The 23,195-nt window shown below is 73.2% G+C and carries 24 protein-coding genes and 1 riboswitch; of the genes, 13 read left to right on the top strand and 11 right to left on the bottom strand.

Annotation, left to right across the window (positions count from 1 at the left end; translation table 11 throughout):
* Positions 1-133 precede the first annotated feature (133 nt).
* Together CXH06_RS00340 and CXH06_RS00335 are read left to right on the top strand one after the other, a co-directional pair.
* Positions 134-1,291 carry an ROK family transcriptional regulator gene (locus CXH06_RS00340; protein WP_198683973.1) on the top strand — a complete coding sequence of 386 codons (1,158 nt, stop codon included), beginning with the start codon at positions 134-136 and terminating at the stop codon, positions 1,289-1,291.
* 176 nt (positions 1,292-1,467) lie between these two features.
* On the top strand, positions 1,468-2,661 hold the full coding sequence (locus CXH06_RS00335) for an MFS transporter (RefSeq protein WP_114853165.1): 1,194 nt from the start codon (positions 1,468-1,470) through the stop codon (positions 2,659-2,661).
* A 306-nt stretch (positions 2,662-2,967) separates the two neighbouring features.
* On the opposite strand, the gene CXH06_RS00330 is transcribed toward CXH06_RS00335, so the two are convergent.
* Together CXH06_RS00330 and CXH06_RS00325 are read right to left on the bottom strand one after the other, a co-directional pair.
* Positions 2,968-3,585 (bottom strand): DinB family protein, encoded by a 618-nt coding sequence (locus tag CXH06_RS00330; RefSeq protein WP_114853164.1) that lies wholly within the window; start codon positions 3,583-3,585, stop codon positions 2,968-2,970.
* A gap of 89 nt (positions 3,586-3,674) precedes the next feature.
* Complete coding sequence (locus tag CXH06_RS00325) at positions 3,675-4,253, bottom strand: DUF664 domain-containing protein (RefSeq protein ID WP_114853163.1); 579 nt, start codon at positions 4,251-4,253, stop codon at positions 3,675-3,677.
* A 143-nt stretch (positions 4,254-4,396) separates the two neighbouring features.
* A riboswitch (TPP riboswitch) is annotated at positions 4,397-4,492 on the top strand.
* Positions 4,493-4,529: 37 nt separating this feature from the next.
* On the opposite strand from CXH06_RS00325, the gene CXH06_RS00320 reads away from it, so the two are divergent.
* On the top strand, positions 4,530-5,303 hold the full coding sequence (locus tag CXH06_RS00320) for a 3-oxoacyl-ACP reductase (RefSeq protein WP_114853162.1): 774 nt from the start codon (positions 4,530-4,532) through the stop codon (positions 5,301-5,303).
* Complete coding sequence (locus CXH06_RS00315) at positions 5,303-6,607, top strand: LLM class flavin-dependent oxidoreductase (protein ID WP_114853161.1); 1,305 nt, start codon at positions 5,303-5,305, stop codon at positions 6,605-6,607. The genes CXH06_RS00320 and CXH06_RS00315 overlap by 1 nt, the downstream gene beginning before the upstream one ends.
* 4 nt (positions 6,608-6,611) lie before the next feature.
* Here the strand turns inward: CXH06_RS00315 and CXH06_RS00310 are convergent, their stop codons facing one another.
* A complete protein-coding gene (locus CXH06_RS00310; protein WP_114853160.1) occupies positions 6,612-7,187 on the bottom strand; it encodes a DUF664 domain-containing protein in 576 nt (191 codons plus the stop codon).
* A gap of 101 nt (positions 7,188-7,288) precedes the next feature.
* Here CXH06_RS00310 and CXH06_RS00305 point away from each other — a divergent pair, with 101 nt between their 5' ends.
* A complete protein-coding gene (locus CXH06_RS00305) occupies positions 7,289-8,242 on the top strand; it encodes a YafY family protein (RefSeq protein WP_114853159.1) in 954 nt (317 codons plus the stop codon).
* A 73-nt stretch (positions 8,243-8,315) separates the two neighbouring features.
* Positions 8,316-8,816 (top strand): hypothetical protein, encoded by a 501-nt coding sequence (locus CXH06_RS00300; RefSeq protein WP_114853158.1) that lies wholly within the window; start codon positions 8,316-8,318, stop codon positions 8,814-8,816.
* Between the two features lie 30 nt (positions 8,817-8,846).
* Here the strand turns inward: CXH06_RS00300 and CXH06_RS00295 are convergent, their stop codons facing one another.
* The 3 genes from CXH06_RS00295 to CXH06_RS18260 all read right to left on the bottom strand — a co-directional run bounded on the left by CXH06_RS00295 (position 8,847) and on the right by CXH06_RS18260 (position 11,427).
* Positions 8,847-9,653 carry a sulfite exporter TauE/SafE family protein gene (locus CXH06_RS00295; protein WP_114853157.1) on the bottom strand — a complete coding sequence of 269 codons (807 nt, stop codon included), beginning with the start codon at positions 9,651-9,653 and terminating at the stop codon, positions 8,847-8,849.
* A gap of 86 nt (positions 9,654-9,739) precedes the next feature.
* Positions 9,740-10,417 (bottom strand): dihydroxyacetone kinase subunit DhaL, encoded by a 678-nt coding sequence (gene dhaL, locus CXH06_RS00290; RefSeq protein WP_114853156.1) that lies wholly within the window; start codon positions 10,415-10,417, stop codon positions 9,740-9,742.
* An 11-nt stretch (positions 10,418-10,428) separates the two neighbouring features.
* The gene (locus CXH06_RS18260; RefSeq protein WP_157975530.1) at positions 10,429-11,427 is read right to left on the bottom strand and encodes a dihydroxyacetone kinase subunit DhaK; all 999 of its coding nucleotides are present in this window, start codon (positions 11,425-11,427) and stop codon (positions 10,429-10,431) included.
* Positions 11,428-11,538: 111 nt separating this feature from the next.
* On the opposite strand from CXH06_RS18260, the gene CXH06_RS18255 reads away from it, so the two are divergent.
* Positions 11,539-13,302, top strand: coding sequence for an aryl-sulfate sulfotransferase (locus CXH06_RS18255; RefSeq protein ID WP_157975529.1), 1,764 nt, complete (start codon positions 11,539-11,541; stop codon positions 13,300-13,302).
* A gap of 46 nt (positions 13,303-13,348) precedes the next feature.
* On the opposite strand, the gene CXH06_RS00280 is transcribed toward CXH06_RS18255, so the two are convergent.
* Together CXH06_RS00280 and CXH06_RS00275 are read right to left on the bottom strand one after the other, a co-directional pair.
* Positions 13,349-14,359, bottom strand: coding sequence for an aldo/keto reductase (locus CXH06_RS00280; protein ID WP_157975553.1), 1,011 nt, complete (start codon positions 14,357-14,359; stop codon positions 13,349-13,351).
* Between the two features lie 125 nt (positions 14,360-14,484).
* Entirely contained in the window at positions 14,485-15,522 is a 1,038-nt protein-coding gene (locus tag CXH06_RS00275) for a M14 family zinc carboxypeptidase (protein WP_114853154.1), read from the bottom strand.
* Positions 15,523-15,739: 217 nt separating this feature from the next.
* Between CXH06_RS00275 and CXH06_RS00270 the strand changes: the two genes are divergently transcribed.
* Entirely contained in the window at positions 15,740-16,240 is a 501-nt protein-coding gene (locus CXH06_RS00270; protein WP_114853153.1) for a nucleoside deaminase, read from the top strand.
* Positions 16,237-17,520, top strand: a complete 1,284-nt coding sequence (gene codB, locus CXH06_RS00265) for a cytosine permease (protein WP_114853152.1) — start codon at positions 16,237-16,239, stop codon at positions 17,518-17,520. Before CXH06_RS00270 ends, codB begins: the two co-directional genes overlap by 4 nt.
* Positions 17,521-17,608: 88 nt before the next feature.
* Here the strand turns inward: codB and CXH06_RS00260 are convergent, their stop codons facing one another.
* The gene (locus tag CXH06_RS00260) at positions 17,609-17,800 is read right to left on the bottom strand and encodes a hypothetical protein (RefSeq protein ID WP_114853151.1); all 192 of its coding nucleotides are present in this window, start codon (positions 17,798-17,800) and stop codon (positions 17,609-17,611) included.
* Between the two features lie 282 nt (positions 17,801-18,082).
* Between CXH06_RS00260 and CXH06_RS00255 the strand changes: the two genes are divergently transcribed.
* A complete protein-coding gene (locus tag CXH06_RS00255; protein ID WP_198683972.1) occupies positions 18,083-19,309 on the top strand; it encodes an amidohydrolase in 1,227 nt (408 codons plus the stop codon).
* A 249-nt stretch (positions 19,310-19,558) separates the two neighbouring features.
* Here CXH06_RS00255 and CXH06_RS00250 read toward each other — a convergent pair whose 3' ends face one another.
* Complete coding sequence (locus tag CXH06_RS00250; protein WP_114853150.1) at positions 19,559-20,284, bottom strand: TetR/AcrR family transcriptional regulator; 726 nt, start codon at positions 20,282-20,284, stop codon at positions 19,559-19,561.
* Between the two features lie 90 nt (positions 20,285-20,374).
* Between CXH06_RS00250 and CXH06_RS00245 the strand changes: the two genes are divergently transcribed.
* Genes CXH06_RS00245 through CXH06_RS00235 form a run of 3 tightly spaced genes read left to right on the top strand, consistent with a single transcriptional unit; the run spans position 20,375 to position 22,136 of the window.
* On the top strand, positions 20,375-20,947 hold the full coding sequence (locus CXH06_RS00245) for a dihydrofolate reductase family protein (protein ID WP_114853149.1): 573 nt from the start codon (positions 20,375-20,377) through the stop codon (positions 20,945-20,947).
* Positions 20,944-21,636 carry a DUF899 family protein gene (locus tag CXH06_RS00240; protein ID WP_114853148.1) on the top strand — a complete coding sequence of 231 codons (693 nt, stop codon included), beginning with the start codon at positions 20,944-20,946 and terminating at the stop codon, positions 21,634-21,636. The genes CXH06_RS00245 and CXH06_RS00240 overlap by 4 nt, the downstream gene beginning before the upstream one ends.
* A complete protein-coding gene (locus CXH06_RS00235; protein WP_114853147.1) occupies positions 21,633-22,136 on the top strand; it encodes an SRPBCC family protein in 504 nt (167 codons plus the stop codon). Before CXH06_RS00240 ends, CXH06_RS00235 begins: the two co-directional genes overlap by 4 nt.
* 25 nt (positions 22,137-22,161) lie before the next feature.
* Here CXH06_RS00235 and CXH06_RS00230 read toward each other — a convergent pair whose 3' ends face one another.
* On the bottom strand, positions 22,162-23,181 hold the full coding sequence (locus CXH06_RS00230; protein WP_114853146.1) for a LacI family DNA-binding transcriptional regulator: 1,020 nt from the start codon (positions 23,179-23,181) through the stop codon (positions 22,162-22,164).
* Positions 23,182-23,195 lie beyond the last annotated feature (14 nt).

Genomic DNA, 23,195 nt, shown 5'->3' with positions numbered 1-23,195 from the left:
TCCTGATCCGGGGACGGCCCGTCAAGAGCGCGCCGAGCTCCCGCGGATGACGAAACGATCACGAACGCTCGCGCCGGCCGGCGTCTCCGGGCACAGTCGGCACCGCGAGCGAGAACGGGACGGGAGGTGGACCATGGCCGGCACCGGGCCCCGACGCGCCTCCGCGACCGACGCCGCCGTCCTGGAGACCGTGCGCCGGCGGGGCGAGACCACCCGCGTGGACCTCGCCCGCGAGCTGGGGGTCACCGCCGCGACCGTCACCTATTCCGTCAAGCGTCTGATGGCGGCCGGCCTGCTGGCCGAGAACGGCTTCGCCCGTTCCACGGGCGGCAAGCGGGCCTCGCTGCTGCGGCTGGTCGACGAGGCCCGCTGGGCGATCGGCTGCACCGTCGACGCGGACCGGATCTCCCTGGTGGGCGTCGACATGACCGGCGCCCTGCGCTCGCGCGCCGTGCTCCCGCTCGCTCCCGGGGCGGACGCCGCGGCGATCACCGCGACGATCGGCGAGGCGCTGGCGCGGATGGAGCCGGACCGGAACCGCCACAGCGCCACCGAGGTGGGCATGGCGATCCCGCAAGGGGCCGACGCCGCCACCACCGACCTGCTCGAGGAGGTGCGCGCCGCCCTGCCGTTCCCGACGGTCAGCGCCGGGTCCACCGTCTGCGCGGCGCTGGGCAGCTTCTGGAGCGGTGAGCAGCCGGAGCGCGGGCTGACCGCCACCGTGCACCTCGACACCGGCGCCGGGATCGCCCTGCTCGCGGACGGCGAGCCGCTGCCCACCTCCCCCCGCGCCACCCTCGACCACGCCTGCGTGGACCCCGCCGGTCCGCCCTGCCCCTGCGGCGCCCGGGGCTGCCTGCAGCTCTACGCCTCACCACGGGCGATCGTCCGCGCCGCCCACGACGCCGGCGATCTCGCCGACCGGCTGGGCCTGGACCCCGCGGCGCGCTCGGAGGGCGCCGACGCCGTGGTGGTGGCCCTGGCCGCGGCCCGCGGCGACGACGGGGCCCAGGCGATCCTCGACACCGCTCTGCGGGCGCTCGCCCAGGTCAGCGGGACGGTGATCGCCGGGCTCGGCATCGGGACGGTCGTCTTCTCCGGGGCCTTCCTCCAGGCCGCGCCCGGCCTCGCGCGGACCACCCTCGAGGAGCAGCTGACCGCGCGCGCGACCGGGGCCGGCCCCGATCTCTCCGTGCTCATCTCGCAGATCCAGCCGCACCCCGGGTCCGTCGGCGCCGCCGTGCTCGCCCTGCGCCGGCTCATGGACACCGGCTCCGCCGCAGCAGGCTGACCCGTCGGCGCCGATCCTCGATAGGCTGGCCGGCAGTCGATCTGCGGCCGTCCGCCCTGCGCGCCCGTCGCTCGCCGCCCTGGATCGCGAGGACTCCCTCCGCCCCGACCGCACCGACGCGGTCCGGCCGGATCCCGAGCCCCTCGCGCTCCGTCCCCGATCCCCGAGGAGCCTCCATGACCAGCGGTGTCCCCTATCGCACGCTGATCTGGCTGGCGGTCGCCACCTTCACCACCGGCATCGACGGATACGTGCTGGCGGGGCTGCTGCCGGACATCGCCGCGGACCTCGACGTCACCGCGGCGCTGGCGGGCCAGCTGGTGACGGTCTTCGCGCTCACCTCGGCACTGGCCGGGCCGCTGCTGGGCGCGGCGACCAGCGGCGGCGAGCAGCGGCGCACCATCGTCGCCGCGCTGGGCACCTTCGTGGTGGGCAACCTGCTCACCGCGCTCGCCCCGAGCTACGCGCTGGCCCTGGGCGGACGAGTGGTCGCCGCCCTCGGCGCGTGCCTGCTCGGAGCGGCGGTCACCGGCTACACGGTCCACCTGGTCTCCCCGCGGCACCGCGGGCGGGCGCTGTCCTTCGTGCTGGGCGGGTGGATGACCGCGACGGCGCTGGGAGTCCCCGTGGGCCTGATCCTGGGCCAGTCCAGCTGGCGCGTGCCGCTGATCATGGTCGCGGTGGTGGGGACGATCGCGCTGCTGGGGATCTGGCGGAGCCTGCCCCCGCTGCGCTTCCCCACCCAGACCCTGCGCGAGCGCCTGCGCCCACTCGCCCGGCCGCAGCTGGTGGCCGGCCTGCTGGTCTCCACCGGGGTGCTGTGCGCGAGCTACGCCTGCTTCACCTACGCAGTGCTCATCCTCGCCCCGATCCACGAGGCCCCGTGGATGATCATCGCGATCATGTGCGCCTACGGCCTGGCGAGCATGGCGGGCAATGCGGTGACGGGACGGCTCGTGGACCGCTTCTCCCCGGTGCGGGTGCTCACCGTGGTCCTCGCGGTGCTGCTGGTCGACGCCCTGTTCGGGGCCCTGGCCCTCGCCGTGGCCGCTCCCGCGGCGCTCGTGGTGCTGAGTCTGGTGTGGTTCCTGGTGGCGGGGGTCGGCAACGGCGGCCACGCCGTGCCCCAGCAGGCCCGTCTCGCGCTGCTGGCGCCGGGGTCCGTGTCCGTGGTGATGGCGCTGAACGCGAGCGCGATCTCCCTGGGCAGCGCGCTCGGTGGGGCGCTGGGCGGACTGGTGCTGTCCACGGGCGCGATGCCGGAGCGGCTGCCGCTGCTCGCGGCCGCCGTGCTGGCGCTGACCATTCCGCTGCACCTGGTCGTGGCGCGCTGGACGGACCGTCGGCCGACGGAGCCCGCCGCCGGGTGACACGGCGCGACCGGGGAGCACCGCGATCCCGTCCGCGCTCCCGTGCGGCGGCGAGGAACGACAGCGCTCTTGGCTGCCCGACCGCCCGACCCGGCAGCGGTCAGGTCACCGATGTCGTGCACCTGCACGCGGGCGACGGTGTGGTGTCGGGGCGTTCGCGTATTTGCGGATACGCACATTCGCGAACGCCCCAACCGCGATACGCGACCTCAGCACCGCGCGACCGCTCCGGCCTCCGTGCCGACGGGGCGGTCGGCGTGGGCGCGAGGGGGACGCAGGGGCGACCCGGTGCGCCGCACGGCTGCGTCAGCCCCGGTGCGCCCAGAGGTCGCGCAGCAGGGCGATCTCGGCGAGGTGGTGGATCAGCTCGCGATTGATGTGGGCGACGAGGGTGGCGCGGGAGTGCTGCGCCCACGGCCCCTCGGCCTCGCCCACGGCGACCTGGAGGTCCTCCGCCGACCACTGCTCCACGCCGCGCATCCAGCGCGCGTACTCCCGGTCGAACTGCTCCAGGGCCCCCTGCGCCGTGGCGGCGTAGTTCCAGGTCATGTAGTCCGCAGGCGGTCCACCGAAGTGCGAGTGGCTGCGCACCGCGAGCACCCCGACGACGAGGTGGCCCAGCCGCCAGGCGATCGTGGTCAGCGGCGCGGGATCGGGCTCGGGGTACGCGAAGTCGATGACCATCTCCCCGGAGCCGCCCTGCATCGCCGTGGGCGGCTCCGTCCCCTCGGGCACCCGGGGGTGGACGGTCCAGGCCCGGCCGGTGGCGCCAGGGTCGAAGACGTACTCCTCGTCGGTGAGGCCCTCGAGGCGCGGGCGCAGGAACTCGCGCACGTGGTAGTCGATCTGCTCGTGCAGGACGGCGGACAGATCGCCGCCCTGTCCGTCCAGGGCGGGAGCGGGAGTGGTGTCGTTGCTGGTCATCGCAGTCCTCCAGGGTTCGATCGGAACGTCAGGGTCACAGGAGCGTCAGGGAGATCGGGGCCCGCGGGGTCGGAGCGGACGGCTGGACCTCACCAGCCCGGCGGGGGCCAGGTCTCGCCGTCGGCGCGGGCGTTGAGGGCGTAGGCGAACTGGCCGTCGATGCTCTCGCGCAGGAGGTCCGCGTGCCCGGCGTGCCGGGCCACCTCCTCGACGGCATGCAGCGCGATCCACCGCACGGTCCAGCGCTCCTCGCCGCTGAACCACGGAGCCTCCGGGACGGGCACGGGGGCTTCGAGCGCACCGGTGCGGATCGCGGCGGCGAGCTCGGCGCCGGCGGCCTCGAGCTCGGCGATCAGGGACTCGGCGGTGTCCTCGGGCTGCAGGACCTCCGCCCCCTCGCCGCGCAGCACCTCCGCCGCCTCCTCGGCGACCGCCGCGCCGCCGCCGGCGACCGCGGTGGCCCCGCGGATCTCCCCCGCGATCCCGCCCGCCACGGCGATGACGTGACGGGAGAGATCCCCCAGGCAGAACGCGGAGACGGTGGGTCTCCCGGCGAGCTGCTCTGGGCTCAGGTCCTGCAGGGTGGTGGCGACCTGGCGGATCTGCTGCTGGGCGAAGACGGCCAGGCCGTCGCGCTCGTCGGTGATGTCGGGGGTCAGGAACGGCATGGCGCTCTCCTTCGTCGGTCGGCGTGCTCTGCTCGGTGTCGAGCTCCGTGCTCGACCCTCACTCTTCCGCCCGGTGAGGACAGATCCTGTCCGCGAAGGCCGGTGGATGACGACGGACGGAGCGGCGCCGGTCGGGTAGGGTGCGCCGTGACACGGGGTGCCGCCTCACGCGGCTGAGAGAACACCCGTCGCACCTGATCCAGTTCATGCTGGCGGAGGGAATGTCACCGCGGCCGCGTGCCGCCCTGCCCTCGCGCCACCGCTCGAGAGGCACTGATGCACACCACACCCTCCCTGTCCGAGCAGGTCGTCGTCGTCACCGGCGGAGCCCGCGGGCTCGGCCGTGCGATCACCGAGGCGTTCCACCGCGAGGGTGCTCGCGTGGTCATCGACTACCACCGCAGCACCGAGGCCGCCCGCACCCTGTCCGAGCAGCTGGGCGAGCGGGCCCTGGCGATCGAGGCCGACGTCCGCGACCGCGCCGCCCTCGACGCGCTCCTCGAGCAGGCCCGTCGGCATTTCGGCGCGCCGGTGACCACCGTGGTCTCCAACGCCCTGGCGGACTTCTCCTTCGACGGCGACGGCCGCGCCGCCGCCCCGGACATCGGCTACGAGGACTTCACCGCCCAGTTCGCCGGCTCCGTGCAGGGCACCCTCAACCTGGTGCAGGCCGCGCTCCCCCACTTCCGGGACGCCGGCGGCGGTCAGGTGCTCACCATCGGCACCAACCTCTTCCAGAACCCCGTGGTCCCCTACCACGACTACACCGCCGCGAAGGCCGCCCTCCTCTCCCTGACCAGGACGTTCTCCGTCGATCTGGGGCCGCTGGGGGTGCGTGTGAACATGCTCAGCGGCGGGTTGCTGCGCACCACGGACGCGAGCGCCGCCACCCCGGAGGCCGTCTTCGACGCGATCGCCGCGGGCACCCCGCTGGGCAGCGTGACCACCCCGGAGGAGTTCGCCGACGCCGTGCTGCTGCTCGCCTCGCCCTGGGCGCGCGCCATCACCGGGCAGAACCTGGTGGTCGACGGCGGGCTGGTGAAGGACTGATGACCGGCACCGGACGCCCGATCCACCTGAACCTCTTCGCCCACGCCTGCGGGCATCACTCCGCCGCGTGGCGGCGGCCCGGCTCCGATGTCGAGCGCCTGGGCGACATCACCCGCTGGGAGGAGCTCGCCCGCCTCGCCGAGCGCGGACGGCTCGACGCGCTCTTCCTCGCCGACGGCCAGTCCGCCGGGGTGCCCGGGATCGCCGGCTCCCCCCGCTGGTTCCTCGAGCCGGTCACGGCATTGACCGCGATGGCCCGGGCGACGGCGCACCTGGGCCTGGTCACCACGATCTCGAGCACCTTCTGGGATCCCTTCCACGCGGCGAGGATGCTGGCGAGCCTCGACCACATCAGCGGCGGTCGCGCGGGGATCAACGTCGTCACCTCCATGACCGACGAGGAGGCGCGCAACCACTCGCTGCCCGCCCTGCCCGCCCACGCCGAGCGCTACGCGCGGGCCGAGGAGTTCACCGAGGTGCTCACCGCCCTGTGGGACTCCTTCCCCGCGGACGCGCTCCTGCCCGGCACGGGCGAGTACGCGGACGTCTCCCGGATCCTCCCGATCGACCACCGCGGCGCCGACTTCGAGGTCGCGGGGCCGCTGAACATCCCCTCCCCGCCGCAGGGCCGACCCGTGATCTTCCAGGCCGGCAGCTCCGGGCCCGGGCGCGAGCTGGCCGCCCGGCACGCCGAGGGGATCTACGCCGTGGCCTGGGACCGGGAGATGGCCCGCGAGTTCCGGACCGATGTGCGGGCACGCGCCGCGCGGGCCGGCCGGGATCCCGACGGGATCGTGGTGATGCCGGGGCTGGTGACCTACGTGGGCCGCACGGAGGAGGAGGCGCGGGAGAAGAAGGCGGCGCTGGACGCGCTGCTGGACACCGAGCAGGCGCTGGGCATGCTGTCCTTCTTCACCGGGCAGGACGCGGGCGCCTGGGCGCTGGACGCCCCCGTCCCGCCGCTGCCCCCGCTCGCGGAGTTCACGGGCCCGCAGGGGCGGTACGCGACGGTGCTGCGGATCCTGGAGTCCCAGTCCGTGCGGCCGACGGTCCGCGAGCTACTGGGACTGCTCGCCGCCGGCGGCGGGCACGCCACGATGATCGGCACCGCCGAGCAGGTCGCCGAGCAGATGATCGCCTGGGTGGACGCCGGAGCGGCCGACGGCTTCAACCTCATGCCGCCGGCCCTCCCGGAGAGCCTCGAGGACGTCATCGACCAGGTGGTGCCGATCCTGCAGGAGCGCGGCCGGTTCCGCCGGGAGTACACGGCCTCCACCCTGCGGGGGCACCTCACGGGGGCGTGATCGCTCACCAGCCCTCCGGCGGCCAGGTGCCGCCCTCGGCCAGGACGTTCAGCTCGTAGGTGCCCTTGCCGTCGATGCTCTCGCGGAGGATGTCCGCGTGACCGGCGTGGCGGGCGTGCTCCTCGGCCTGGTGCATCGCGTACCAGCGCATCGTCCAGGTGGACCTGCCCTCGAACCAGGGCGCGTCCGGGACCGGCCCCCGCTCGTCCGGGTCCGCGGCGCGGATCGCGGCCTCGAGGGCGTCGGCGGCGGCGTGCAGCGCGGCGACGAGGGACTCCGCCGTGTCCTCCGCGCGGACCGCCTCGGGGGTGATGGCGCCCTCGGCCTGGAGCTGCTCCGGCGTGCGCTGCGCGGGCGGCGCGGCCTCCGGAGCCGCGGCGATCGTCAGCGCCCCGCCCTCGGCCATGAGGAGCACGTGGCGGGCGAGCATGCCCAGGCTCATGGCCGAGGCGCTGGGCACCTCACGGATCTGCTCGGGCGTGAGCCCGTGCAGGGCGGTCGCGGTCTGGCGGATCTGCTGGGACGCGAAGGTGGCCAGCGCATCGCGCTCGTCGGTGGTCTCGGCGGTCAGGAACGGCATCGGACTCTCCTGGCGGTGGTGGGGGCGAGCTCTGCGCTCGGACCACACTCTTCCGCCCTACGAGGACAGTTCCTGTCCTCGAACTCCGGCAGACTGTGACCATGAGCGACGTGACCACGAGGGCCCTGCGACTGCTGGCGCTGCTGCAGTCGCGCACCGTGTGGACGGGACCGGAGCTGGCGGAGGAGCTGGAGGTCACGGTGCGGACGGTGCGCCGGGATGTCGATCGGCTGCGGCAGATGGGCTACCCCGTGCTCACCTCGGCAGGACACGGCGGCGGCTACCAGCTCGGCGCGGGACGGGAGCTGCCGCCCCTGCTGCTGGGCCCGCACGAGGCCGTCGCGGTCGCCGTGGGCCTGCGCCTGACCGCGGGCTCGGGCATCGAGGGCCTGGACGCCGAGGCGCTGCGTGCTCTCGCGGCCCTGGACCGGATCCTGCCCCCGTCGGTGCGCTCCGAGGTCTCGGCCGTGAGCGAGGCGATGGGGGTGGTGGCCCGGCCCGTTCCCGGTGCCCGCTCCGAGGTGCTGCTGGCCCTGGCCACGGCGGTGCGGGACGGGCTGCGGATCCGGGTCGACTACGAGCGGCGCGACGGCGAGCGCTCCGAGCGTCGCCTCGAACCGCGCCGAGTGCTGAGCGTCGAGGGGCACTGGTACCTGTTCGCCTGGGACCTGGGCCGCGAGGACTGGCGCACCTTCCGCCTGGACCGCATGCACGCGGTGCACCCCAGCACCTTCCCGATCACGCCCCGGCCCACCCCGGACATCGAGCGGGCCGTGCGCGAGTCGATCACGGTGGCCGGGTATCCGATCGCGGCGACGGTGCGCGTCCTGCGCCCCGCCCAGGAGGTCGCCGGCCAGCTGTCCAGCCGCACGGCGCGCATCGAACCGGACGGCGAGGACGCCTGCCTCCTGCACGCCGGCGCCGAGAACCTGCGCTGGCTCGCGGTGCACCTGGCCCTGCTGGGAGCGCCGATCGAGGTGATCGACCCGCCGCAGCTGCTCGAGGAGATCCGGGCGATCGGCGCCTGGGCGCAGGAGGCGCGGCCCGGGGTGTGACATCCCCCGATCACGGGTAGCCCACCTCACATCCTTGTAGGACGCGATCAGCTCGCCTTTGTACGGTCGAAGGATGTCTTCCCCGTCGTCCCGATCGACCCGCAGGACCCTCCTGACCGCCGCCTGGGCTGCACCGGTCGCCGTCGTCGCGACCTCGGCCCCCGCTGTCGCCGCCTCGAACGGCACCCCGACGAACTACGGGCTCAACGCGAACACCGGCATCCACCCCAACGACGTCGAGGCCAATCCCCGCGCCTGGTCCTATCCGGAGATATTCACCGACGACACCTACTGGATCGAGATCACGATCTCCTACATCGGGGACGACCCCGCCTTCTCCCTCATCGACCGGGCCGACGACCAGCCGGGGCTCAACGACTGGGTGCCCCTCGAGGAGACGCCCACCCGCGTCGTGCTGCGGGCGCCGGTCGCGATCGCCAGCACCGGCGGCAACACCCCGAGCACCGCCTGGTACTGGAACGTCGCCGCGGAGCCGGGCACGATCACGGTCGACGGCAGGATCGACGGCACCGACCTCGAGCAGTTCGACGAGGGCCAGCAGGTCGGCCCCTGACTCGCAGGGCCTCCGCGGCACCGCGGGCCGTCACAGCACCAGCAGGGCCAGCGCCGAGACCACCGTGAGCACGAGCACCGCGTTCTCGAAGACGCCCTGCGGGAGCCGCCGCGCGACCCGCGCCCCGAGGGCGGCGCCGATCAGCACCAGCGGCACCAGCACCGCGTCCATGACCAGGGTGTCCCGCGTGATCAGGCCCAGGCCCGCGGAGAACGGCAGCTTGAGCACGTTGACGACGGCGAAGAACCAGGCGGAGGTGCCCAGGAAGGTCAGCACCGGCATCCGCATGGCGTAGAAGTACATGCTCATCACCGGTCCGCCGGCGTTGGCGACCATGGTGGTGAATCCGCCCAGCAGGCCGTAGCCGGTACGTCCCAGCTGGGCGCCGACCCCCGAGGGCGGGCCGTCGAGGTCCCCGTCGGCGCCCGCGCTGCGCGCCGCGCCGCTGCGGGCCGCGCGACGGCGCCAGACGGTCACACCGACCAGCGCCAGCAGGATCACGCCGATCGTGCCGCGCACGGCATCCCCGCCGGCCGTGGCGAAGAAGATCGTGCCCAGCACCACGCCGACCAGCACGCTGGGGATCAGCCGCACCAGGGTGCGCACATCGGGTTCGCGCCGGTAGACCCACAGCGCGGTCGCATCGCCCACCATCAGCAGGAGCAGCAGTGCGGCAGTGGACTCCTTCGCCGGCAGCGCCAGGGCGAACAGGCCCACGGCGATGGTGCCGCCGCCGGGCAGGGCTGTCTTGGACAGGCCGACGACCAGCGCACCCGCGCACACCAACAGCCAGGGGACGAGACCCAGATCAGGGAGCTGCGCGAGGACCTGGGGCATGGACGGGAACCTATCAGCGCCGCGGAGCGCACGGGATCCGGTCCGGGGCGGACGGGAGCGCCGCCCGGTCGGGGCGGGAGCGCCGGTCAGGCGATCCAGGAGGTGTCCGGCGACCCGCCTCCGGCGACTGCCGCGCGCGCGGCGCCGATCACGAGGGCGACCGCCGCGGCACCGGGGTCGATGACGCCCTGGGAGGCGTCGCCGACGTAGCTCGCCCGCCCTCGCCGGGCGGTGATCCGCGCGGTGGACCGCGCCCCCTGGACAGCGGCCTCCTCCGCGGCCCGCAGCGCGTCCGCCGCCTCCCGTCCGTCCTCGAGGGCGCCGCGGAGTGCGGTCACGGCGGGCTCGAGGGCGTCGATCATGGTCTTGTCCCCCACCTCCGCCTCCCCGTACCTCTGCACGGTGGCCTGGCCGGCGGCGAGAGCCTCGGCGAGCTGTGCCGCCGTGGGCGGCGCGTCGTCGGCGGCGCGGGCGAGATCGCGGAAGAACATGCCGAACAGCGGGCCGCTGGTCCCGCCCACCCCGAGCCAGCCCATGAACAGGGCCGTGAGCCACTGGCGGTAGGTCTGCGGGTCGTCGGCGGCGATGTTCTCGTCGACGAGGGCGAGGGCGGTGCGGATGTTGGTGCCGAAGTCGCCGTCCCCGGCGCGACGGTCGAGGTCGCCGAGGGTGTCGGCGGCGGCGCCGAGGGTCTCGCACACGCCGCGGACGAGGTCGCGCCCGACGTCGTCGCCGAGCGGGGCGGAGGGGGTGGTGGCCGTCATGTCGGTGCTCCTCACCAGGTCAGGGCAGGGGTGCGGACAGGGGCGTCCCAGAGCCGGCGCAGCTCGTCGTCCAGCGGCACGAGGGTCAGGGAGACACCGTGCATGTCGAGGCTGGTGACGTAGCTGCCCACCAGCGAGCGGTCGATCGCGATCCCGGCGTCGGCGAGGCGATGGTGGAGGCGCCGCGCCACCAGCTGCAGCTCGAGCGGATAGGCGGAGCCGAGGCCGTTGACGATCGCGAGCACCTGGTCGCCGCGGGCGAGTCCCAGCTCGGCCAACAGCGGGTCCAGCAGCAGGTCGGTGAGAGCGTCGGCGTCGCGGAAGGGCACCCGGCGGGCCGCGCGCTCCCCGTGGATGCCGACCCCCAGCTCCACCTCGTCCTCGCCGAGGGTGAACTGCGGCGCGGAGTCCCCGGGGTGGGTGCCGGCCTCGAGCGCGAGGCTCATGGTGCGCGCGGCGGAGGCGACCCGTCGGCCGACGGCGGCGACCTGCTGCAGGTCCGCCCCCTCCTCGGCGGCGGCGCCGCAGACCTTCTCGACGACCACGGTGGCGGCGGTGCCGCGCCGGCCGGGCCCGCGCTCGTCCCCGGTGTCCGTGGCGAGGTCGTCGTCCACCAGCACGATCTCGGTCTCGATCGCGTCGTCGCCGCTGATCTCGCCGGCGATGCGGAAGTTCAGCACGTCGCCGGTGTAGTTCTTGACGATCTGGACCACGCCGCGGCCCGCATCGGCCGCCTTCGTGCCCTCGAGGACCTGCAGCGCCGTGGGACTCGCGAACACCGCACCGCTCACGGCGACGTCCAGCATCCCGCGACCCACGAAACCGGCGTGCAGCGGTTCGTGGCCGGAGCCGCCGCCGGAGACCAGGCCCACCTTGTCCCGGGCCCGCTCCCGACGCGTGACGAGGCGATGCGTCTCCTGCAGCGCGAGCAATCGGGGATGGCTGAGCACGAGCCCCTCGAGGGCCTCGGGGACCAGATCACCGGGGTCGTTGACGATGCTGCGGCGCATGAACGCTCCTCCTGGGCGGTGGGGTGGCTCGAGCGTAGCCCGCGCCCTGCCGTGCCCGCCATGGTCCGGTCGCCTAGACTCACGACGCCGCCGATCAGAAGGACCCACCCCATGACGTCACGCCGCACCGCCCGCGGACCCGCTCTCGCCCGGCGCAGCCTGCTGGCCGGCGCCGGCCTCGGGGCGCTGAGCCTCGCCGCCTGCACCGAGGACCCGCCGGAGGGCATCCAGTCCCCACCGGAGGAGGACGCCCCCGAGGACGGGGGCGCGACCGAGGACGAGGGCGCGCCGGTCGTCGAGCTCGTCGAGTACTCCGGCACCTCCCGGGGCCCGACGGTCTGGGCGGTGCGCTACGACCTGCCCGAGGACGCCGAGGCACCTCCGCTGTACAGCGCCGCGACACAGGCCGCCCGTCACGAGGCGCTGCAGGCGAAGAAGGCCGAGCAGGAGTGGACCCTCGAGGACCCGCTGCTGGTGCTGGATCCCTACGGCACCACCCGCACCGGGCTGTACGTCCACTTCACCGGGGCCGAGGAGGGCGGGACCCTCACCGCCACGGCCACCGCCGCCGCGACTCCCGACTTCACCCGCGCGATCGTCGACCACGGGGAGGACGGCGCGTTCGAGGCCCTGGTCGTGGCCCTGATCCCCGCGGCGCACAACGAGCTGGTCCTGCAGTGGACCGCGGACGGCGCCGCGCCGCGCGAGATCACCTCGGCGCTCAGGAGCCCCGTCACCGCCGCCGACTACAGCTCGCAGCTGGCGGCCGAGGTGCCCGATCCCGGCGCCATCTCCCCCGGCCTGTTCGCCCTGAGCGGCGTCAGCTCCCACACCAACAACACCTTCCTCTACGACGAGCACGGGGCGATGCGCGGGGAGATCGCCTCCACCGACCACCCCAGCCATCATCTCGTCGTCGAGGACGGGCGCATCGTCACCACCACGGGCGCCCGTCAGATCAGCGTGATCGACCACTTCGGCCATGCGGGGACGATCATCGACCTGGGCGAGCACCTGGCCCATCACGACCTGGAGGTCGACGGCGACGCCGTCTACGTGCTCACCTCCCGCGACGGCGAGGACCAGGTGATGGACCGGGTGGCGCGCGTGGACCTGGCCTCTGGGGCGGTGGAGGAGACGGTGAACCTCACCGAGCTCCTGTCCGCCTACCACGAGCTCACGCACGAGCAGGAGGAGGTGGGCGGCGGCAGCACCGCCGAGGGCAAGGATTGGATCCACCTGAACTCGGTGGACGTGACGGACGGGGTCATGTACGTCTCCGCGCGCGAGACCTCCACCGTCATCGCCCTGGACGGCGCGCTCTCGGCCGACGAGGAGACCACGGTGCGCTGGATGATCGGGGTCGAGGGCCTGTGGGAGGGCACCGGCCACGAGGAGCAGTTCCTGGCCCCGGAGGGCAGCCCGACCGTCAACGCCGGTCAGCACAGCGCCATCCGGATCGATGACGAGGCGCTGCCCGAGGGGCAGTACTACCTGGAGATGTTCAACAACAACTACTGGCACCTGTCCACCCGGGACACGGAGGACTGGGAGGGGCTGCAGCCGGAGGGCACCTCGATGTCCGAGAAGAACGGCGTCAGCCATGCGCTGCGCTACCTGGTCGACGAGAACGCCGGCACCTTCACGGAGGCGGACCGCGTCGACCTCGCCTACTCCTCGGTGGTCTCGAACGTGCAGCGCCTGGGCGAGGGCACCATCGCCGACCCCTTCGTGGCCAATGCGGGCATGTCCGCCGTGTTCACCGAGCATGCCGCCGACGGCACGGTGCTGGGCACCTACCGCTACGACGCCCCGTCGATGGCCTACCGGGTCTACAAGGACAGCTTCGAGGGGTTCTGGTACCAGCCGCAGTGACGACCGGGCCGGGGGCGGCGGCGCCCCTGGCCCGGCGGACCCGGCGTCACCAGCGCGGGTGGATCTCCGCGCGCAGCAGCTCCTCGTAGGTCTCGTGGACGGCGCGGTCGAAGCGCTCCAGGATCGCGGCCTGCTCCGGCGTGGGGGCGCTGCCCGCAGCGGCGTTGGACCGCGCCTGATCGCCCGAGCTCGCGCCGGGGATCGCGGCCGTGACGCCGGGCCGGCCGAGGATCCAGCGCAGGCTCGCCTCGGGCAGGGTCATGGCGCCGTCGAGCGCCTGCTCGAGCCGGGCCACGGCGCTCAGGCCCGTCGCGAAGTCGACGCCGGAGAAGGTCTCGCCCTGGTCGAAGGCCTCGCCGTGGCGGTTGAAGCGGCGGTGGTCGTTCTCCGCGAAGCGGGTGTCCGGGGAGAACTTGCCGGTCAGCAGCCCGGAGGCGAGGGGGACGCGCGCGATGATCGCGACACCCTGCTCCTGCGCCGTCGGCAGCACCTCGTCCAGGGGCTTGAGCCGGAAGGGGTTGAGGATGATCTGGATCGAGGCGAGGTGCTCGCGCTCGAGGCTGATCAGGGCCTCCTCGCAGGTCTCCACGCTCACGCCCCAGGCGGCGAGCTTCTTCTCCTCCACCAGGGCGTCGAGCACGTCGAAGACGCGGTCGTCGCGGTAGATCGCCGGCGGCGGGCAGTGCAGCTGCACCAGGTCCAGGGTGTCCATCCCGAGGTTCGCCCGGGAGCGCTCCACCCAGGCGCGCAGGTTCTCCTCCGTGAAGGACTCCGGGGCGAAGGGGTCGGCGCGGCGGGAGGCCTTGGTGGCCAGGAAGAGCGGCCGGGGCCCGTCGGCCGCGACGCGTTCGCGCATCGCGCCCACGAGGTTCTCGCTGCGGCCGTCGCCGTAGACGTCGGCCGTGTCGAAGAAGGTGACCCCCGCTTCGAGGGCGGCGTCGAGCACGGCGCGGGCGGAGTCATCGCTCACCTCGCCCCAGTCCGCGCCGATCTGCCAGCAGCCCTGACCGATCACGGACAGCGGACGGCCCAGGCGCTGCGGGGTGCGGTACTGCATGGACATCATCGACCTCTTGTTCCTCCGGCCGCCCCGGGGCGGGCGGCATCAGGACCGAGTCTCCCAGACCGGGGCGAGGCCGCCGGGCCCGCCCGCCGCCACCGGCGCGGGCGGGCCCGCTCGCGTCACTCGCCGGGATTCCACTCCTGCGTGGGGAGGGTGTCCCACAGGGAGGTGTCCGCCGCGTCGATCGAGCCGTCGGCGAGGGCCCGGGTCGTCTCCTCGAGAGTGATCACCGTCTGGCGGATCAGGTAACCGCTGCTGCGGGCCCCGAGCACGTAGTCCTCGTTGGAGTGATCGGCCATCCCGCGCATCTCGAACAGCAGCGTGGCGATGCCGTACTCGACCGCGAGCCCGTTGCGGCTGATCGTCTCCGCGGAGCCGCCCGCGTACTTCCCGATCAGCCCCCAGCCGGTGGAGTCGACCGCGTCGTGGACGACCGCGCCCAGCCGCTTGGAGCGCTCGACCAGCTCGGGATCGGCATTGGGCGTGGTGGGGTGCAGGATCGACCCGGAGACCCACTCGTCGCCGATCGCGCTGTAGGCGCCCTGATGGTGGAGGTCGATCATGTAGTCGATGTCGTAGGCGCCCAGCACGTTGTCGTGCAGGGCCTGCGTCTCGGGCTGGAGGCGGTCCACGTGGTCGCGGTTGAGGTCCACCTCGACCGCGTTGTAGCGGGTGAGGTGGCGGTCGCCGTGGGCGATGTACCCCTCGAGGGAGAAGTCGACGTCACCCATCGCGCCGTCGGGGTTGAGCATCGGGACCACCAGCACGTTCACGCCGTCCAGCACGCCGCTGTTGCGGCCGGTGCCGAGATGCTTGATGAACTCGAGCGCCCCCTCGGTGGTGAGCTGCTCGTTGCCGTGCTGCTGGGTGAGGAACAGGATCGTGGGGTTCTCGGGGTCGCTGATCCAGGAGGCGAGGTAGAGGTCCCTGCCCTTGACGGACTGACCGATCACGCTCAGCTCCATCGCCGGCTGCTTCTCCGCCTGCTTCTGCAGGAACGCCGCGACGTCCTCGTAGGTGGAGAGGTGGGCGGTGGTGATGTTCCCGTTCCCGTCCCACTCCGGGCCGTTGCCCACCGCCTGGGCGGCGGCGGGTGCCATGACGATCGGGAGGGCGGTCAGGGCGCCGAGGACATGTCGTCGTGTGATGTGGGTCATGGACTCGAGGGAACCTGTTCTCGCAGGTGAGCTCAAGCGCTTTTCCCGGATGAGGACCCTATCGATACCCGGGGTTGACCGTTGGGCCCGGACGATCGGCGCACGCTCCGCGGAAGGTTGGTCACATGAGGGTCTCTCCGCCGGCACCGGGGCCTGCTGGTGGCGAGTTTCCTCCTACGATGCCTCCGACCCCACCGCCGATCGCAGGAGCGCCACCATGACCTGGACACCCACCCCCGAGGACGATCGCCGGTTCCTCGACCTCGCCATCGAGCAGGCGCGCCTGAGCTGGGACGAGGGCGGCGTGCCGATCGGCGCGGTGCTCGTCCACGACGGGAAGGTGCTCGCCGCCGGCCACAACCGGCGCGTCCAGAGCGGGTCCCCGATCCTCCACGGCGAGACCGATGCGATCCAGAACGCCGGCCGGCTGCCCGCACGCGTCTACCGCGAGTCCGTGCTCTACACGACCCTCTCCCCCTGCATCATGTGCACCGGCACCGCCCTGCTCTACGAGATCCCGCGGATCGTGATCGGCGAGAACCGCACCTTCGAGATGGCCGAGGCCCTGCTGCTGGACCGCGGTGTGAAGCTCGACGTGCTCGACGACCCCGAGTGCATCGCCCTCATGGAGCGCATGATCGCCGAGCGCCCGGAGATCTGGAGCGAGGACATCGGCGTGGAGACCGCGGAGCTGGGCACCGAGGACGGGGCGCGGTGACCGCCGCCGACCCGAGCGTCGACGTCGCCGAGGCCCCCGTCGACCCCGACTACCCGGTCACGCCGGTCCCCCGCTCCGCGCGGCGCGGCGTGGTCTCCATCAGCGTGGTCCTCGTGGGCTTCACCGTCTTCGCGCCCACGCTCATGGCGGGCGCCAGCATCGGCGCGGCCTTCCCCTTCTCCGAGTTCCTCGCGGTGCTGCTGGTGGGCTCCGTGGTGCTGGGCGCGTACGTCGCCGCGATCGGATTCCTCGGTGCCCGCACGGGCCTGACCACCGTGGTCATGTCCCGCTACAGCTTCGGCACCGCCGGCTCGAAGGTGGTCTCCCTGCTGCTGGGCGGCACGCAGGTGGGCTGGTACGGGGTGGCCGTCGGCTCCATCGGACAGATGACGGCCCTCGCCTTCGGCTGGGAGAGCGCCTGGGCGCCGGGGCTGGTGATGATCGGCGTCTCCGTGCTCATGATGCTCACGGCCCTGTACGGCTACGAGGGCATGTACTGGGTCTCCCTGATCTCCACGCCGCTGATCCTGATCCTCGCCTTCTGGATCACCGGGAAGGCCCTCACCGAGGTGGGCGGGGTGAGCGGCCTGTTCGACATCGCGCCGACGGCCACCATGAGCTGGGCCGCCGCAGTGACCACCGTGGTGGGCACCTTCGCCTCCGCCGGCACGCAGGCGGCGAACTGGACCCGCTTCGCGCGGACCGGTCGCGACGCCGTCATCGCCTGCGCCATGGGCTTCGTGATCGGCAACGGCCTGATGGTGTTCTTCGGCGCGGTCGCGGCGCTGGCCTTCGGGGAGGGAGACTTCACCACCCTGCTGCTGAGCATGGGGATGATCGGCTGGGGGCTGTTCTTCCTCTTCGGCAACCTGTGGAAGTCCAACGCCGACGCCGCCTACGCCTTCGGCGTGGCCGGGGCGGAGATCGCCAACTCCACCCGCAAGGCCCCCTTCATCATCGGCGGCGTCGCGATCGGCACCGTGCTGGCGCTGGCCGGGGTGGAGCAGCACATCGTGGGCTACCTGAGCCTGCTGGGCATCTTCATCCCGCCGCTGGGCGGCGTGCTGATCGGCGACTGGATCGCCCGCTGGCGCGCCGGGCAGCCGCCGCTCGAGACGCTCACCGAGAAGGTGCGGTGGCAGGCGCTGGTGCCCTACGCGCTGGGCTCGCTGACCGCATGGGGCTCGAACGCGCTCGGGATCGGCATCGCGCCGCTGAACGGGATCGTGGTGGCGCTGGTGCTGGCGTGGGTGCTCAGCGCGCGCACGGCGCGGCGGTGACCTCACCCTCGAGGCGAGCCTGTCGGATGACTCGGTGAGCCCGGGCTGATCGCCTCATCCGACAGGCTCGCGTGCTGAACCGACCGGTTCAGAGGCTCGCGATCGTGACCAGCGCGAAAGCGGCGAGGAGGGCCGCGGCCACTCCCAGGCTGCTGCGCCAGGTGCCGTCCTGCCCGCCGCGCTCGGGGCCGCGAGGGACCTCCGGGGTGGTGCCGGCGGTCTCTGTTCCGGCCGTGTCTCGCAGCTCGTGGCCGATGGTCGTCTCAGGGCGCGACTCCATCCCGTGTCCCTCCTTCATGCCGTGGTGGGAGCACCTCGCTCAGGGCATGTACCGCCTGATCAGACGTCGTTCTCTCGCGTCCGGCGTGCTCGGGATCAGACTAGGGTCGCCGAGACCCCGCGGGGAAGAGCCGCCGGCCCGGTGCCCTGCGAATCACACCGGCGGATCCGGACCTCGCCACGGCCCCGGCCCGAAGGTCGTCAGCCCCGGTGCGAGCCGCTCCTCCGGGAGTAGGTTGAGCAGCAGGCGCTGACCCGCAGCAGCCCCGAGGGAAGGAGTGCGATGACGATTCTCAGCGAGGCGATGACCGCGTCCCTGGCGGAGCACCGGGCCTGGGCGGAGGAGCTGTACCTCGACCTCCACCGCCATCCCGAGCTGTCGATGCAGGAGCAGCGCACCCGAACCCGGATCGCCGAGCAGCTCACGAGCTTCGGCTACGCGGTCCAGGAGATCGGCGGCGGGGTGGTGGGCGTGCTCGAGGCCGGTCCGGGGCCGACGGTCCTCTTCCGCGCCGACATCGACGGCCTCCCGGTCCAGGAGGCCACGGGACTGCCCTATGCCTCGACACACACCCAGGTCGACGCCGAGGGCACCGAGCAGCCGACGATGCACGCCTGCGGTCACGACGTCCACATCACCGCCGGACTCACCGCCGCACGGCTGCTCGCCGAGCACCGCGCGGACTGGTCCGGGACCTACGTCGCGCTGTTCCAGCCCGGGGAGGAGAAGGCCGCCGGGGCCCGCGCCATGGTCGAGGACGGGCTCACGGACAAGATCCCCGCCCCGGACGTGTGCCTGGGCCAGCACGTGCTCCCCGCCCCCGCGGCGGGGAAGGTCGCCGTCAGCGCCGGGCCGGTGATGAGCACCGCCGCGTCGATGCGGGTGGTGGTGCACGGGATCGGCTCCCACGGCTCGATGCCCCAGCTGAGCGTGGATCCCGTGGTGCTCGCCGCGTCGATCGTCCTCCGGCTCCAGACCCTGGTGGCCCGGGAGACCTCTCCGGACGAGCTGGCGGTGGTGACCGTCGGCTCACTGCAGGCGGGATCCGCCGCGAACATCATCCCGGACCGCGCCACGCTGCTGCTGAACCTCCGCGCCTACGACTCGGGCGTGATGGAGCAGCTGATCAGCGGGGTGGAGCGGATCGTGCGCGCCGAGTGCGAGGCCTCCCGCTCCCCGCAGCCCCCGGAGATCGAGGTCCGCGACCGCTTCCCGCTGACGGACAACGATCCGGAGGTCACCGCCGCGGTACGCCGTGCGCTGACCGAGCAGCTGGGCGCCGAGCACGTCGAGGAGTTCGGTCGCGCGACCGGTTCCGAGGACTTCTCGCTCGTGCCCGACGCCTTCGGCGCCCCGTACTGCTACTGGGGCGTGGGCGGTTTCGCCGAGGGGCGCGAGGTCTTCCCCAACCACAGCCCCCGCTTCGCCCCGGACCTCCAGCCCACGCTGACCATCGCCGCCGAGGCCGCGACCAGCGCCGTGCTGGGCCTGCTGCGCCGGACGGTCTGAGGGCGGTCCGGGCCGATCGGTCCGCGGCGGCGCCGGGAGCCTCGCTCCCCCGACGCCGGCCGGGCGGCCCCCACCGCCCCGGCCGGCTCCCGCGGCGCGTGGAGTCCGCGCCGCGGCCCCGCATCCCTTCGCGGGCCCGCACCCTCGGCAGAGAATCTACGAACATCTGCCCAGAAACGCGATGGGGCGGACTGCCCGGGGACAACTCCCCATGCCCCTTGTCCGCGGTGACTACCCCACGGCACAACGTCAGCGGATCCCAGCGACGATGTCCTCGACCACGCGCGCGGCGAGCTGCTGGACGAAGGCGCGCTCGGCGCCGCGGAGCGGGCCGTGGAGCACCAGCTCGGCGCAGCCGTGCACCGCGGACCAGCACACGAACTCCGCACCCGCGCGACGGGCGGGGCTGAGCACGCCCGTGCGCCGGCAGTCGTCCAGGGCCTCGGCCAGCAGGGCGAAGGGCGGCGGGGTGGACGGCCCGTCCGTGACCCCGGGATCCACTCCGTCGGCCCCGTCGGCCCCGTCGGCCCCGTCGGCCCTCGGCGGATCGTCCGGGATCCGGCCGAAGAAGGCCGTCTCGAACCATCCGGGCTCGTCGAGGGCGAAGCCGATGTATCCCAGCCCCACCCCACGCAGTCGCTGCAGGGCCCGCTCGGCGTCCGCGACGCGACGACCCGGTTCGCTGAGCTCCGCGCCTCCGTCCCGCATCATCGCGGTGGTCTCGGCCCCGAGCTCCTCCATCGCCGACCGCATCCGCTGCGCCATGCGCTCCTGGATGTCGCGGGCGACGGCGTCCAGGAGATGCGAGCGGTCCCGGAAATGCCGGTAGGCGGCCGACGGGGAGACACCGGCCCGCCGCGTCGCCTCGCGCAGGGACACGCCGCCGGGACCCTCGGTGCGCGCCAGCTCCAGGGCCGCGGCGACGAGCGCGGAGCGCAGGTCGCCGTGATGGTAGGGGCGGGACGCGGTCGGCACTCTTGACCCTCCGGGCGGTGAGGTCTACGTTGTGGAGACGAAGTTGACGGTGTTCACATCCACGATAGCCCAGCTGCTCGAGGAGTGCCGATGCGACCGCTGGTGGTCACGCAGAACATGACGGTGGACGGCTCGATCGAGATGCTCGACGACTGGTTCGACCCCACCGCCTCCCCGCCCGACCAGCACGAGATCCTCCAGCGCGACAGCGCCGCCTGCGACGCGCTGCTGGTGGGGCGGCAGACCTTCGAGGACTTCCGCGGCTACTGGCCGCTGCAGGAGGACGACCGCACCGGCATCAGCGAGGAGCTGGACCGGCTCGAGAAGTACGTCGTCAGCTCGACCATGACCGACCCCGCCTGGCAGCACTCCACGATCCTGACCGGCGATCCCGTCGAGGCGGTGCGCGCCCTGACCGGCACCGAGGGCCGGGAGATCTCCCTGACCGGCAGCATCACGCTGTGCCACACCCTCATCGCCGCCGGCCTCGTGGACGAGTACCGGATCTGGACCTACCCGTACGTCCAGGGGCGCGGTCGCCGGCTCTTCCCGGAGGGCCACCGCACCCCGCTGCACCTGCTCGAGCAGCGCGCCTTCAGCTCGGGCGTCACCTACACCCGCTGGGCCCCCGCACCCGCCTCACCCCCGGAAGGAACGTCATGACCACCTCCACCCTCCCACTCGTCGCCGATCCCGAGACCTGGCAGCGCGAGCTCGACGCGCTGCGCGTGCGGGAGAAGGCCGCCACCCGTGAGCTCGACGCGATCGCCGCCCAGCGCCGGCGACTGCCCATGGTCGAGCTGCCCGACTACATGCTGCAGGGCGCGGACGGCCCCGTGCGCCTGATCGACGTCTTCGACGGCGCCTCGCAGCTGATCACCTACCACCACATGTGGCACCCGGGCGCCGAATGGCAGTGCGGCGGCTGCACCGGCTACACCGCCCAATTCACCCGCACCGACTTCCTGCGCAAGTACGACGCCCGCTTCGTGATCGTCACCCAGGGACCGATCGACGAGGCGCTCGCCTATCGCGAGAAGGTCGGCAACCAGCTGGACTGGTACTCGACCGCGGACTCCGCCTTCGGGGCCGACGTCGGCGCCCCGCCCGGAGGCGGCTTCGCCCTGAACGTCTTCCTGCGCGACGGAGAGACGGCCTACCGCACCTGGCACACGAACGGCCGCGGCACCGAGCAGCTCAGCCACACCTTCCCCTTCGTCGACATCCTCCCCTACGGTCGCCAGGAGGTCTGGCAGGACTCCCCCGCAGGCTGGCCGCAGTCGCCGACCTACGAGAAGTGGCTGGGCTCCGAGGAGGTCGCGGCACTGTACGGGACGGAGGCACGGGCATGAGCGCCGGGACCGAGGAGACCCGCTACGTCGTCACCCGCACCGTCGCCGCCCCGCCGGACGCCGTGTTCGCGCTGCTCACGGACCCGTCACGGCACCACGAGACGGAGCCGACGGACTGGGTGCGCGGCCCCCTGGACGCCGAGCCGGCGCGCGTGACGGCCGTGGGGCAGGTGTTCGGCATCGAGATGTTCCACGAGAACGCCGGCGGCCGCTACGACATGCACAACCGGGTCATCGCCTTCGAGCCCGAGCGCGTGATCGCCTGGGAGCCCGGGCAGTACGGCCCCGACGGCGAGCTCGGCACCGGCGGCTGGACCTGGCGCTACGACCTCGCCCCCGCCGGCGAGGGCACCCGCGTCACCATCACCTACGACTGGAGCGCGGTGCCGGTCCCGCTGCGGGAGGAGTTCGGGCTGCCGCCCTTCCCGCCCAGCTTCATCGAGGAGTCCCTCGCGGCGCTCGAGAAGGCGGTGACCGCGCCGGAGGCGCAGAGCAGGTGATCGAGGCCGCGGACCGGCCGGCGAGTCAGCTCGCCGGACACGTGGAGCCGCGGACGATCAGCTCGGTCTCGATCTCCACCGCGGCCGGGGGAGCATCGGCGCCGCCCGTGTCGAGGCGTCGCAGCAGCAGCTCGACCGCGGCGCGCGCCGTGCGGCGTCGATCGACGCCGACGGTGGTCAGGGGCGGGACCGCGAACCGGGAGTCGTCGATCCCGTCGAAGCCGACCACGGCCACCTCATCGGGCACGGCCACGCGCCGACGATGCAGCGTCGAGAGCGCGCCGAGGGCGAGCGAATCGCTGAGAGCGAGGAGCCCGTCGAAGCGCGTCCCCTCCGCGAGCGCGTCCTCCAGCGCCGCCGCCCCATCGGCCGCGGTCCAGCCTTGCGTGGACAGGAGCAGGTCATCCGCGACCGGCACGCCGTGCTCAGCCAGCACTGCACGGTAGGCCGCGGTGCGCTCGGCCGCATTGCCGATCGTGCCGTGCACATCGGCTCCGAGCAGGGCGATGCGGGTACGACCGATCCCCAGCAGATGCTCCATGGCGAGCCGTGCGCCCTGCGCATTCGCGAGGAAGACCTGGTCCACGTCCCCCTCGAGCCGTCGGTCACCGAGGACGACGATCGGGAAGCCGGGCGGCGCCGTCTCCAGCGCGACGTCCGCACGGCTCGCCGGGGCGATCAGGGCGCCGTCCAGGCCCTGCGCCCCCGCGCCGGCCATGTGGTCGACGGCGACATGGGGCGCAGGCTCCACGTGCTCGACGACGACCCGCAGACCGGCATCGCGCGCGGCGCGGAACACCTCGTCCGCGAGCTCGGCGAAGTACGGCGCACGCAGCTCGGGCAGGGCGAGCCCGATGACTCCGGTGCGGTTGGTGCGCAGCGCGCGCGCCGAGGTGTTGAGCCGGTAGCCGAGCTCCTCCACCGCCTCGAGGACGCGCGTGCGCGTCGCAGGGCGGATGTACGGATAGCGGTCGTTCAGCACGTTCGAGACCGTCTTCGGCGAGACGCCGGCGCGCCGGGCGACATCGGCCATCGTCACTGCCATCTGCACCTCCTGGT

This window comes from Brachybacterium sp. YJGR34 (assembly GCF_003347015.1).
GTDB lineage: Bacteria > Actinomycetota > Actinomycetes > Actinomycetales > Dermabacteraceae > Brachybacterium.
Note: the sequence above shows the minus strand (reverse complement) of the source record. Positions and strands in the feature narration are given on the sequence as shown.